The 12598-nt window shown below is 32.5% G+C and carries 17 protein-coding genes; all 17 read left to right on the top strand.

The window, feature by feature from the left end:
- Positions 1-8: 8 nt before the first annotated feature.
- The 17 genes from serS to FEF17_RS03960 all read left to right on the top strand — a co-directional run bounded on the left by serS (position 9) and on the right by FEF17_RS03960 (position 12576).
- Positions 9-1280, top strand: a complete 1272-nt coding sequence (gene serS / locus FEF17_RS04040; protein ID WP_139001077.1) for a serine--tRNA ligase — start codon at positions 9-11, stop codon at positions 1278-1280.
- Between the two features lie 459 nt (positions 1281-1739).
- Positions 1740-3509, top strand: coding sequence for a tetratricopeptide repeat protein (locus tag FEF17_RS04035; RefSeq protein WP_246046781.1), 1770 nt, complete (start codon positions 1740-1742; stop codon positions 3507-3509).
- A gap of 4 nt (positions 3510-3513) precedes the next feature.
- Positions 3514-4023: a GNAT family N-acetyltransferase gene (locus tag FEF17_RS04030; protein WP_139001076.1), complete on the top strand. Its 510-nt coding sequence runs from the start codon at positions 3514-3516 to the stop codon at positions 4021-4023.
- Between the two features lie 2 nt (positions 4024-4025).
- The gene (locus tag FEF17_RS04025) at positions 4026-4349 is read left to right on the top strand and encodes a DUF4286 family protein (protein ID WP_139001075.1); all 324 of its coding nucleotides are present in this window, start codon (positions 4026-4028) and stop codon (positions 4347-4349) included.
- A gap of 5 nt (positions 4350-4354) precedes the next feature.
- Positions 4355-4813, top strand: a complete 459-nt coding sequence (locus FEF17_RS04020; RefSeq protein ID WP_139001074.1) for a GNAT family N-acetyltransferase — start codon at positions 4355-4357, stop codon at positions 4811-4813.
- Between the two features lie 9 nt (positions 4814-4822).
- Positions 4823-5599, top strand: a complete 777-nt coding sequence (rsmA, locus tag FEF17_RS04015; RefSeq protein ID WP_139001073.1) for a 16S rRNA (adenine(1518)-N(6)/adenine(1519)-N(6))-dimethyltransferase RsmA — start codon at positions 4823-4825, stop codon at positions 5597-5599.
- 130 nt (positions 5600-5729) lie between these two features.
- Positions 5730-7100: a magnesium transporter gene (mgtE, locus tag FEF17_RS04010; RefSeq protein ID WP_211342466.1), complete on the top strand. Its 1371-nt coding sequence runs from the start codon at positions 5730-5732 to the stop codon at positions 7098-7100.
- A 104-nt stretch (positions 7101-7204) separates the two neighbouring features.
- On the top strand, positions 7205-7570 hold the full coding sequence (locus FEF17_RS04005) for a cupin domain-containing protein (RefSeq protein ID WP_139001072.1): 366 nt from the start codon (positions 7205-7207) through the stop codon (positions 7568-7570).
- Positions 7571-7636: 66 nt separating this feature from the next.
- The gene (locus FEF17_RS04000; RefSeq protein WP_139001071.1) at positions 7637-8572 is read left to right on the top strand and encodes a 2-hydroxyacid dehydrogenase; all 936 of its coding nucleotides are present in this window, start codon (positions 7637-7639) and stop codon (positions 8570-8572) included.
- The gene (locus tag FEF17_RS14495) at positions 8572-8982 is read left to right on the top strand and encodes a response regulator transcription factor (RefSeq protein WP_139001070.1); all 411 of its coding nucleotides are present in this window, start codon (positions 8572-8574) and stop codon (positions 8980-8982) included. Before FEF17_RS04000 ends, FEF17_RS14495 begins: the two co-directional genes overlap by 1 nt.
- Before the next feature lie 109 nt (positions 8983-9091).
- Positions 9092-9463, top strand: coding sequence for a VOC family protein (locus FEF17_RS03990; protein ID WP_139001069.1), 372 nt, complete (start codon positions 9092-9094; stop codon positions 9461-9463).
- A gap of 15 nt (positions 9464-9478) precedes the next feature.
- On the top strand, positions 9479-9937 hold the full coding sequence (locus FEF17_RS03985) for a DUF4199 domain-containing protein (RefSeq protein ID WP_139001068.1): 459 nt from the start codon (positions 9479-9481) through the stop codon (positions 9935-9937).
- Between the two features lie 7 nt (positions 9938-9944).
- The gene (locus FEF17_RS03980) at positions 9945-10406 is read left to right on the top strand and encodes a DUF1801 domain-containing protein (RefSeq protein ID WP_139001067.1); all 462 of its coding nucleotides are present in this window, start codon (positions 9945-9947) and stop codon (positions 10404-10406) included.
- 35 nt (positions 10407-10441) lie between these two features.
- Complete coding sequence (locus FEF17_RS03975; RefSeq protein WP_139001066.1) at positions 10442-10828, top strand: VOC family protein; 387 nt, start codon at positions 10442-10444, stop codon at positions 10826-10828.
- 33 nt (positions 10829-10861) lie between these two features.
- Positions 10862-11626, top strand: coding sequence for a sulfite exporter TauE/SafE family protein (locus FEF17_RS03970; RefSeq protein WP_139001065.1), 765 nt, complete (start codon positions 10862-10864; stop codon positions 11624-11626).
- A 99-nt stretch (positions 11627-11725) separates the two neighbouring features.
- On the top strand, positions 11726-12169 hold the full coding sequence (locus FEF17_RS03965; RefSeq protein WP_139001064.1) for a TM2 domain-containing protein: 444 nt from the start codon (positions 11726-11728) through the stop codon (positions 12167-12169).
- Between the two features lie 83 nt (positions 12170-12252).
- On the top strand, positions 12253-12576 hold the full coding sequence (locus tag FEF17_RS03960) for an ArsR/SmtB family transcription factor (protein WP_139001063.1): 324 nt from the start codon (positions 12253-12255) through the stop codon (positions 12574-12576).
- Positions 12577-12598 lie beyond the last annotated feature (22 nt).

The following is a 12598-nucleotide window of genomic DNA, read 5'->3' as shown; positions in this document are numbered from 1 at the left end:
TTTAATCGATGTTACAAGTCCCTTTTATTAGAGAAAATAAAGATTTGGTTATTAATCGACTGGCAAAACGAAATATTAATGCTAGCGATATGATAAATCAAGTAATTACTTTGGATGAAGAGCGAAGAAGTATTCAAGCAAAATTGGATAATACTTTGGCAGAATCTAATGCGTTGTCAAAAGAAATAGGGGTTTTATACAAGACTGGAAAAGCTGAAGAAGCGAATCTTCTGAAAGAAAAGACAAGTTATTTAAAAGAAAGCTCAAAGCAACTTAACGAGGACTTAAGCACCAAAGCAAGTGAACTTAATGAGTTATTATATAAAATACCCAATGTTCCTAATGAATTAGTGCCAGCAGGAAATACAGATGAGGATAACGAAGAAGTATTTAAGGAGGGAGATGTTCCTGTTTTACACGATGATGCTTTACCACACTGGGAGCTGGCTAAAAAATACGATATCATAGATTTCGAGTTAGGTAATAAGATCACAGGCGCAGGGTTTCCGGTATATAAAGGGAAAGGGGCAAGGTTGCAGCGGGCGTTAATAGCTTACTTTTTAGATAAAAATACGGCTGCAGGTTATACGGAGTATCAATTACCACATTTGGTTAATGAAGCTTCAGGATTTGGCACGGGACAGTTGCCTGATAAGGAAGGACAAATGTATCATGTAACCGGAGATAATTTATATTTAATTCCAACTGCAGAAGTTCCTGGAACAAATATTTTTAGAGATACACTGTTAAATGAATCAGATTTACCAATAGGTATAACAGGTTATACACCTTGCTTTCGTCGAGAAGCAGGAAGTTATGGCGCTCACGTTCGAGGATTAAATAGATTACATCAATTTGACAAAGTTGAAATAATTCGAGTTGAACACCCAAGTCGTTCATATGAAGCTTTAAACGAAATGGTTAATCATATAAAAATCATATTAAATGAACTTAAACTTCCTTATCGCATTTTAAGATTATGCGGTGGAGATTTGACCTTTGCTTCATCGCTTACTTACGATTTTGAAGTTTTTTCTACGGCTCAAAATCGTTGGTTAGAAGTATCTTCAGTTTCAAATTTTGAAACCTTTCAAGCAAATAGGTTAAAGCTTCGTTTTAAAAATACAATTGGTAAAAACGAACTAGCCCATACTCTAAATGGAAGTGCATTAGCCTTACCAAGAGTTTTGGCTGGAATTTTGGAAAATTACCAAACAAAAGATGGTATTGTAGTTCCTAAAGTACTTCAATCTTATACGGGATTTAGTATTATTGATTAATTAAAAAAGAAAGAAAAAACTTTCATATTGTATAAAATACACAAAAAACATCGATTAAATGCAATTTATTGATGTTGTTTGACGATTTTCTTCAAATTTCCTTGGCATTTCCATAGAGTTTAGTGAATTTAGTTGCACCAAATGAATTAAACTTAACCTACCATGAAAAATATTAAGCGCATAGTCTTGCTTATTACTCTAATTTTTTTCGTTAGTAAGGTTTTATTTTCAGATTTCGAGATCGTTAAATCTGAAAGTAAAACTACAGCAATTGTAAGTAAATAGGGATTATTTCAATAAGATTACTGTCCCCAATCGAGTAATTATATCGTTTTTAACTAGCGGTAGTTAATAGCAAGTTTATTTTTGGTTGGTAGATGCCCGAATTATATTCGGGCATTTTTTATAATAATATTTGCTATAATGCCAAGTCACATTTGTTATATTTACCGTATGAGAATGCTTTTTCTAATAGGGTTTTTAGTTACTTTTAGTATTAATGCGCAGCAAGATATTATTGCTAAAGACTACTTTAAAAAAGGTGAGTATGAAAAAGCACTCCTAGAATATAAAAAGCTTTATGCACAAGCATCATCCAATATCAATTACATAAATCAAATTGTTAAAACGTATCAAGAATTAGAGCAGTATGATGAGGCTGAATATTTTTTAATTAAGCTGATGGAAAGAATAAAGTATCCTTCTTTTTTGGTGGATTTGGGATATAATTTTCAGCTTAAAAATGAATTCGATAATGCTAAAGTTTATTATGATAAAGCAATGGCTAGCTTGGAGGATAATCCTAATAACGTTTTTGCTATCGCTAGAACTTTCCAAAGTCATTCAATTTTAGATAAAGCTGTGATGGCTTATGAAAAGGCAATGGTACTTAAACCAGAGTTTAACTTCAATTTGCAATTAGCACAAATATATGGAGAACAAGGGAATATTGAAAAGATGTTCAATAGCTACGTTAATTTCGTAGAGTCTAACCCTACATCAATAACCAATATTAAACGGGCGATAAATGATTTTATACTTGAAGATAGTACAAACGAGAATAATATATTGCTTCGAAAAATACTACTGAGAAAAACACAAGAAGAGCCTAATGTGCTTTGGAATGCAATGCTTAGCTGGTTGTTTGTTCAACAAAAAGATTTTAGAAAAGCTTTTATTCAAGAAAAGGCTATTTTTAAAAGACAACCAGAAAGTTTAGAAGGAATTGAGGAATTGGCAACAATTTGTGTTGGTGAAGGAGAGGTTGAAACTGCTAAAGAGGTTTACACCTTTTTAATTGATACTGCACAAGATTTGGAAACGCAATTAAGTGCGAATCAAAATTTGCTTAACTTAAAAATAAGGGAAAGTCTCAAAGAAGAATACGCTATAATAAATAACGAGTATTTAGAAGTATTTAATAGATATGGGAAATTTTCGCAAACACTAGATATTCAAATTGATTACGCCCATTTTTTGGCGTTTTATATGAATAAAACTGCCGAAGCAACTAAATTTTTAGAGAAAACATTGGAGTTGCCCTTAAATCAGTTACAACAAGCAGCTGTAAAAATAGAATTAGGAGACATTTTAATTTTACAAGAGAAGTTCAATCAAGCCTTAATTTATTTTACGCAGATACAACGTAATTTAAAAAATAGTACCATATCTCAAGAGGCACGATTTAAAGTAGCAAAGGCAAGTTATTATAAAGGCGATTTTAAATGGGCTGAATCGCAGCTTAAAATCTTAAAATCTTCAACCTCTCAACTTATTGCTAATGATGCCCTCGATTTAAAATTACTTATTTCTGACAATAAATACGAAGACTCTTTGCAAACCGCCTTAAGACTTTATTCAAAGGCCGATTTATTGTCTTTTCAAAATAGGAATGATGAAGCCATAACGATTTTAGATTCAATTTTGGAGAACCATAAAACAGAACCAATAATTGCCCAAACTTTATATAAACAAGGATTGCTATTCGAAGAGAAGTCTCTGTTTGAAAAAGCCAAAGCCAATTACCAAGCAGTTATTGATAACTACCGTGATGGCATTTTAATTGATGATGTGCTTTATAGATTAGCTCAAATTTATGTGAAACATTTATTTGAACCAGAATTGGCCAAAGCGCTTTATGAACAGATTATTTTTAATCATGCCGATAGTATTTATTTTGTTGAAGCCAGAAAGCATTATAGAGCTTTGAGAGGAGACGATATTAATTAGAAACATGATTGGAGAAACAGAACGTCTAATAATTTCTGAGTTTAAAATAGAAGACGCACCTTTCTTTTTAAAACTAACCAATTCCCCAAATTGTATTAAGTATATCGGTGATAAAAACTTAAGAAGTATTGATGATGCCGAAAAATATTTGAAGACCAAAACCATTAAGGGTTATATCGATTTTGGCTTTGGGTTTTATAAGTTAGAACTAAAAAGTGAAAACAACAGGCCGATAGGTACTTGTGGTTTTACAAAGCGTCAAGAGTTGGAATATGCTGATATTGGATTCGCATTTCTTCAGGAATATGAGGGAAAAGGTTTTGGATATGAGTCATCAACAGCTATTTTGAAATTAGCAAAAGAGAAATTTAAAGTAGATATAATTTCAGCCATTGTCAATCAACAAAATACGAATTCGATTAAGCTATTAGAAAAATTAGGTTTCATATATAAAAAACAGATAAATCCTTTTGAAGAAGACAAAGAACTTCTTCTATTTGCAAAAACTTTATAACTATGATTATATACAATGTAACTGTTAACATAGATGAATCCATTCATGACGATTGGTTGGCTTGGATTAAAGAGCATATTCCACAAGTTCTAGGAACAGGTAAGTTTGACAAAGCAACACTTTCTAAGATTTTAGTAGAAGAAGATATGGGAGGCGTAACGTATTCCATTCAATACAGATCCTATTCGCGAGAAGCATTGGATGCCTATTACAAAGAAGATGCCGATAGGTTAAGACAAGATGGACTTAAGAAGTTCGCAGATAAGATGCTTGCATTTAGAACCGAACTTGAAATAGTCGATGATTACACAGTTAATTTTACATAACAGAAATGATATTTCGGGAAGCATTAGAACCAGATATAGTAAAAATAGTAGAGATGATTGCTGATGATGAACTCGGAAAACAAAGAGAAAATTTTCAGATTCCACTACCTAAAGAGTACATTGATGCTTTTAAAAATATTAGTTCTGATGAAAATCAAGAACTGATTGTTGTTGAAAATGATTCAGCTGAAATTGTTGGTACGCTTCAGCTCACCTTTATTCAGTATTTAACTTATCAAGGAGGAATTAGGGCACAAATAGAAGCGGTTAGAATTAGAAAGGATCAACGAGGGCTTGGTCTTGGTAAAAAAATGTTTCAGTGGGCAATTGAAAGAGCAAAAGAAAAGCGTGCCCACGTATTGCAGTTAACAACAGATAAAAAAAGACGAAAGGCTATTAAGTTTTATGAAGATTTAGGCTTTGTGTCTTCACATGAAGGAATGAAAATGCATTTTAGTAAATAACCACAACCAATGACCGTAAAAGCAAAAAAACATCTAGGACAACACTTTTTAAAAGACGAAAATATTGCGCAAAAAATAGCCGATACACTCTCTTACGAAGGATATAAAAATGTTTTGGAAATTGGTCCAGGTATGGGTGTGCTTACTAAGTATTTATTAGAAAAAGAAATAACCACTTATGTTATAGAAATTGACACAGAATCGGTTGAATATTTACAAGCTAATTACTTAAATCTAGCGTCAAGAATTATTGAAAAAGATTTTTTAAAGTACGATTTAAAGGAAATTTTTAATAAAGAACCTTTTGCGGTTATTGGTAATTTTCCATATAATATTTCCACTCAAATAATATTCAAAACTTTAGAAATGCGTGATCATATTCCAGAATTTTCTGGGATGTTTCAAAAAGAAGTCGCAAAGCGCATTTGTTCTAAAGAAGGGAGTAAAGTGTATGGTATTCTTTCGGTATTAACACAAGCTTTTTATAATGCAGACTATTTATTTACTGTTCCCCCTACTGTTTTTAATCCACCACCTAAAGTTGACTCTGGAGTATTAAGGCTTTCAAGAAAGGAAGATTATAATTTGCCTTGTGACGAAAAGCTATTCTTCAAAGTGGTTAAAACAGCTTTTCAGCAACGAAGAAAAACACTTCGTAACAGTTTAAAAACATTCAATTTATCCGATAATTTAAAAGCAAATGTTATATTTGGCAAGCGTCCTGAGCAATTAACGGTTTCTCAATTTGTTGAACTCACACAATTAATTGAAAAGGATAGCAAATAATACTTAATCTGTTAGTTTGAGTGATTTTTAATTTGATGGCATTCAAATTAAAATAGTATTGGGATTACGTTTATACTTTAACTTCAAAACAAATACGAGAAGAAATAAATTTTATTGATTTCCATAAGAAATGGAAGAGGAAAAAGAAAAAATACAATTTGAACTCACAGCGGAACTTATAGAACAAGTTCAAGGCTTTGTTGAATCACAAAACGACAAAGAACTTCAAAAACTTTTAAAAGAGTTCCACTATGCAGATATAGCCGAAATTTTAGATGAACTTAATCTAGAAGAGGCTGTCTATGTCATTAAGTTGTTGGATTCCGAAACCACTTCAGATATTTTAATGGAACTCGATGAAGATAATCGAGAACGAGTATTAAAGAATCTTACTGCAAAGGAGATTGCAGAGGAGATAGAAGAGTTAGATACTGATGATGCCGCGGATATTATTGCAGAACTTCCAGAAGAACGTCAGCAAGAAGTTATTTCCAAAATTGAGGATGAGGAACATAAAGAAGAAATTAGAGAACTTCTAACTTATGAAGAAGATTCAGCAGGAGGGCTTATGGCCAAGGAGCTTGTTAAAGTTTACGAAACTTGGACAGTTGCTGGGTGTATGCGTAGAATTAGAGGACAGGCAAAAGAAGTCACACGTGTACATTCTATTTATGTAGTAGATAAGCAAGAAAAACTCATAGGGCGCTTATCTTTAAAAGATTTAATAATTGCCAAAAGTGATCAAAAAATAGCCGATATCGCCAAGGATAATGTCGACTATGTAAACGTAACTGATGAAGCCGAAGAGGTTGCAAGAATAATGTCTAAATACGATTTAGAAGCTATTCCAGTGGTAGATGACAAACAAACTTTACTAGGCAGAATAACCATTGATGATATTGTAGATGTATTAAAAGAAGAAGCCGATAAAGATTATCAATTGGCAGCGGGTATTACTGGTGATGTAGACTCAGATGATACCATTTTAGAACTCACAAGAGCACGATTGCCATGGTTGTTTTTAGGACTCATAGGAGGAGTTGGTGCATTTTTAATAATGGAAGGTTTTCAAGAAGCTTTCGGTAAATATGCGGTTCTGTTCTTTTTTACACCACTTATTGCAGCAATGGCAGGTAATGTTGGAGTTCAGTCTAGTGCCATTATTGTGCAAGGTCTTGCAAATGATGATGTAAAAGGTAGTATTAATAGTCGTTTACTCAAAGAGATGTTGCTTGCGGCGTTAAACGGATTTATTTTAGCCATTTTCCTATTTTTATTCGTATGGGGAATTAAAGGAGAAGTCAACACAGCTTTAGCCATCTCGGTTTCTTTGGTAGCAGTTATTATTGTAGCTGGACTTATAGGAACCTTTGTGCCCTTATTTTTGGACAAACGCGGCATAGACCCAGCTATTGCAACGGGACCGTTTATTACAACCAGTAACGATATTTTCGGAATTCTTATTTATTTCTGGATTGCTAAAATGATTCTAGGAATTTAAACTTTGGGCGTTCCTTTTCAGGTCGGGCTTTACGTTTCAATCTTATGTAAAAACAAAAGGATTTCCATTTCAATCCCTAACGCAAAACTTCGTAATTTTATATCATGAATACAATTAACATAAAAGATAAGTTTTCCAAATTTAACAAGAATTGGCATCCACATCAAATCGCAATTGTAGATAATATGCAAGTCATATTGGCAAAGTTAAAAGGTGAGTTTGTTTGGCATAGTCATGATAATGAAGATGAACTTTTTCAAGTGATTAAAGGTACACTATACATGCAGTTTCGAGACCGTATCGAAGAGGTTAAGGAAGGTGAAATTATTGTGGTTCCTAAAGGAGTTGAGCATAACCCGTTCACAAAGAATAATGAAGAAGTCCATGTCTTACTCTTTGAAAAGTTAAGTACGGCACATACTGGAAATGTGAGGCACGAAAAAACCCAAACTCATTATCCAAAAATTTGACTTTAGTCATGCTGAACTTGTTTCAGCACCCCATTCTTTTTATTTTTGATTTCTAACCAGATATTGATGAAAATACTTCATTTAGACGCTAATCACGAATTACTTATCAATCAACTGAATGATTTCGGTTTCGTTAATCATGAAGATTACAAATCATCAAAAGAAGTTATAGAATCTAAAATCCATGATTATGATGGCATTATTATTAGAAGCCGTTTTACTATTGATAAACAGTTTTTAGACAATGCCACTAATTTAAAATTTATTGGACGCGTTGGTGCAGGATTAGAGAATATAGATTCCGATTATGCCAAAGAGAAAAACATTCATTTAATTTCTGCACCAGAGGGAAACAGAAATGCTGTTGGCGAGCATACACTTGGAATGCTTTTATCGTTGTTTAATAAATTAAATAAAGCTGATGCTGAGGTGCGAAAAGGCAAATGGTTACGGGAAGAAAATCGCGGGATTGAACTTGATGGTAAAACGGTTGGAATCGTTGGTTATGGAAATATGGGTAAAGCATTTGCAAAAAAACTTCGTGGATTTGATGTTGAGATATTGTGCTTTGATATTAAGAATCATGTTGGAGATACTAACGCAAAACAGGTGTCTATTAAAGAATTTCAAGAGAGCACAGATGTTGTTAGTTTGCATACACCTCAAACAGATCTAACTTTAGGTATGGTAAATTCAAAATTTATAGAAGGGTTTAGTAAACCTTTTTGGTTCTTAAATACCGCACGGGGAAAAAGTGTAGTCACCAAAGATCTTGCAGCTGCTATAGAATCGGGCAAGATTCTAGGAGCAGGACTAGATGTTTTAGAATATGAAAAAACCTCCTTTGAAAATCTATTTACATCAGACATGCCAGAGGCTTTTCAATATTTAATAAACTCAGAAAAAGTGCTATTGTCACCTCACGTAGCAGGTTGGACCATAGAAAGCAAAAAGAAATTAGCACAAACCATAGTCGATAAAATTAAAGCTCAATTTATCTGATGAAAAAAACCATTTTAGTTTTTTCACTGCTTATTGTCGCGCTTATTTTGCTTTTTAAAATCAGTACCTACGCTATACATTCTGGTAATCTAAAAATTGAATTTACCATAGCTGTATTTGCTGTATTATTCTTAATCATTGGGATTTTTATAAACAGAAAAATGTCCAAAAGTGTTACTATTCCTTTAGTTGAAATCGATCAAGGAAAAATTAAGGAACTAGAAATCACCTCACGAGAATATGAAGTTTTGTTAGCTATTTCTGAAGGATTATCAAATAAAGAGATAGCAGAGAAATTATTTCTTTCAGAAAGTACTATTAAAACCCATGTATCTAATCTGCTGGTAAAGCTTAATGCAAAAAGGCGAACACAAGCGTTGCAGATTGCAAAAGATTACAGAATCATCTAAAAATTTATACATTTAGACAAATGTACTAAGCTTTTGGTACTTTAGTATGAAGCCTGTGAAGGCTTGATATGTAGCTTTGTAATAAATTCTTAAATCAAAATATTAGTATATGGAACTAGGAGCATTTTCAATAAGTTTGAGTGTTAAAGACATTCATAAATCGAAAGTATTTTACGAGAATCTAGGGTTTAGTGTATTTGCTGGAGAAATAGAAAGAAATTATCTCATCATGAAAAATGGAAACGCTTTGGTGGGGCTTTTTCAAGGTATGTTTGAGAATAATATTCTAACTTTTAATCCTGGTTGGGATGAAAGTGCAAACAAGCTTGATAGCTTTACTGATGTTAGAGCTATTCAAAAACACCTAAAAGACAAAGCTATTAAGCTTGAAAGAGAAGCAGACGATAACACTGCTGGTCCAGCAAGTATGGTTTTGTTTGACCCAGACGGAAATACAATTTTAATAGATCAACATGTTTAATTTAACCAAGTTATTATGAAATCTACAATAAATAAGTACGGGCTTTTTGGTGCAATTACGGGATTTGTAATTTTTATGTCTCATCTAGCCTTCGCAAAAAATTTAAGTTATAGTACGCTAGAAGTATTGGGTTATATTTCAATATTCTTGTCTTTGTCTTTCATTTATTTCGGAATAAAACACTTTAGAGATAATGTAAATGAAGGATCAATCACACTTGGTAAAGCATTAATAATTGGGTTATTAATTTCTGTTCTAGTAGGTATTGGAATAGCAATTGCAGATTTTATATATACTAAATTCCTAAACCCTAATTTCTTCGAAGATTATACGCAAATGCTAATAGAACAAGGTCGAGGTGATGAAGTTTTTGAGATGACAAGTTTAATGGGAGCTGCCTTTATGTTAGTTCTAGTTGTTATAATAGGTTTTATAGTATCTTTAATATCAGGACTTATACTGCAACGTAAATAATATAATTATGCAATCTAAAGCGACATCTCCAAGACAATATCTGGATGAACTTCCAGAGAACAGAAAAGAACCTATTCAAAAATTAAGACAACAGATTTTGGATAATTTACCGAACGGCATGGAAGAAACCATGAATTATGGCATGTTGGGTTACGTAATTCCACATTCGGTATATCCAGATGGATATCATTGTGACACAAAATTACCATTACCATTCATGAATTTAGCTTCACAGAAAAATTTTGTTGCCGTCTATAGTATGGTGCTTTATGCGAAGAAAGATTTGATGGACTGGTTTGTTTCAGAATATGCAAAACGCTGTAAATACAAATTAGATATGGGAAAAAGTTGCATAAGGTTTAAAAGAATGAATGATATTCCTTTTGAACTTATTGGAGAGCTTACTAATAAAGTAAGCACCGAGGAGTGGATTGGAATTTATGAAACAGCGATTAAAAATAGAAAATGATGCAACATAGATTCTAAAAATAATAAAGCAAACACATGAAAAAGCGCGTAACAGGTATAGGAGGATTATTTTTTAAAACGGAAAACCCAAAAGAAACTAAAGATTGGTACAAAAAACACCTTGGATTCAATACAGATGATTTTGGATGCACCTTCTGGTGGAAGGATAAAGAGGGAAACGATTGTTCTACACAATGGAGTCCTTTTGGTCAGGATACAAAATATTATGAACCATCAAAGAAGGATTTCATGTTTAATTATCGCGTCGAAAATCTTCCAAAGTTGCTTAAAACTTTAAAAGAAGAAGGAGTGACTATTGTAGGTGATATGCAAGAATTTGAATATGGAAAATTTGGTTGGATTGTAGATAATGATGGTAACAAAGTAGAGTTATGGGAACCAATGGATAGTGCATTTTTGTAAATTCGTGGTTTAACTTAATTGTATCATATACATTTGAATTTTTCTGAAATACTAGAATTTTATAATCTATCGAGTATACAATGGGCGGCAATTGGTATTGCCGTTTTTTTGTTGGGTTTATCTAAAGCGGGGATTAAGGGTATCGGCATCATTATAGTTGTTATCCTAGCTTTTGTTTTTGGCGAAAAGGCATCAACAGGTGTATTATTGCCATTATTAATAGTAGCCGACGTCTTTGCAGTTATTTACTATAATAGGCATACTAGATGGAGTTATATTAAAAAGCTGATGCCTTGGATGATTATAGGTGTTTTAATTGCAGTTTGGATTGGTAATTATATTGCTGAAATTGTTTTTAAAAGAATGATGGCAATAATTATAATTGGTTCGGTTCTAATTATGTTTTATACCGAGTATAGAAAGTCTAATACTATTCCAACGAATAAATTATTTTCTGGTTCCGCAGGGTTTTTAGCTGGCTTCACTACCATGATTGGAAATCTGGCAGGGCCTATTTCAAATATATATTTTCTTGCCATGCGATTACCAAAGAATGAATTCATTGGTACCGCAGCGTGGTTATTTTTCATTATAAATCTTTTTAAACTTCCATTTCACTTTTTTGTATGGGAAACAGTTACTTGGGAGTCATTAGCTCTAAATTCAATTATGATTCCAATGGTAATTCTAGGTTTCTTTTTCGGGGTTAAAATAGTTAAGCGCATATCCAATTTAAATTATAGGCGTTTTATCCTAATCGTAACTGCAATTGGAGGTATGATTTTATTGTTTAGATAGTTACATTTTGTAACATTATGGTAATTCGGCTTACATATATATAGTGGCAAATTTAATTTTTCACTATTTTTATTTTCTAATTAAAACTATATAACAATCATGTCTGACGAAAAAAATTTAAGTGATGACCTTAACGATATGTTAGGAGATGCTAAAGAAGGCGCGAAAAAAGCTGCCGATAAAGCTGGAGAGTTTGCCGAAGAAGCAAAAGAGAAGGCCAAAGAATTTGCTAGTGAAGCAAAAGAGTCTGCTTCAGAGTTTGCCGAAAGTGCCAAAGAAACTTTTACTTCTGGAGATAATAAAAAAATCTTAGCCGGGGTGTTAGGTATTTTACTTGGATGGATAGGAGTTCATAAGTTCATTTTGGGATATCAAAAAGAAGGGATTATATTGCTGGTATTAGGTTTATTAGGGTTTGTAACTTGCGGGATAACATCGGCAGTATCTGGTCTTGTTGGATTAATAGAAGGAATTATCTATTTAACAAAATCTGATGAGGATTTCTATAATACTTACCAAGCAGGAAAGAAATCTTGGTTCTAGAATATTAAAAAAGTCAAAAAATTAGGTTTTGACTTTTTTATTTAATTTTATTATCGTAATATTGCAATATTAAAATACAAACAATGGGGGTTACGAAGAGACAAATATTTACAGAAAGGCAAAATGACCTAGCTCGATTTTTTAAAGTTTTAGGGCATCCAGCACGAGTTACTATCCTACAATATATAAGTAACAAAAATGCATGTATTTGTAACGACTTAGTAAGTGAAATAGGTCTAGCACAAGCTACTATTTCACAACATCTCAAAGAATTAAAAAGCATTGGTTTACTTAAAGGAGAAGTTGAAGGTAAGAGCATGTGCTATTGTTTAAACGTAGAAAAATGGACGGAAATTCAAAATGAATTAAACGTGTTCTTTAATACAGCAAAATCAAATTGTTGTTAATCTAATTTGATATTCTCTTGAA

It is taken from the genome of Hyunsoonleella aestuarii (assembly GCF_006148925.1).
In the GTDB taxonomy this organism is placed as follows: Bacteria; Bacteroidota; Bacteroidia; order Flavobacteriales; family Flavobacteriaceae; genus Algibacter_D; species Algibacter_D aestuarii.
This window is presented reverse-complemented; position numbering and strand designations above follow the sequence as displayed.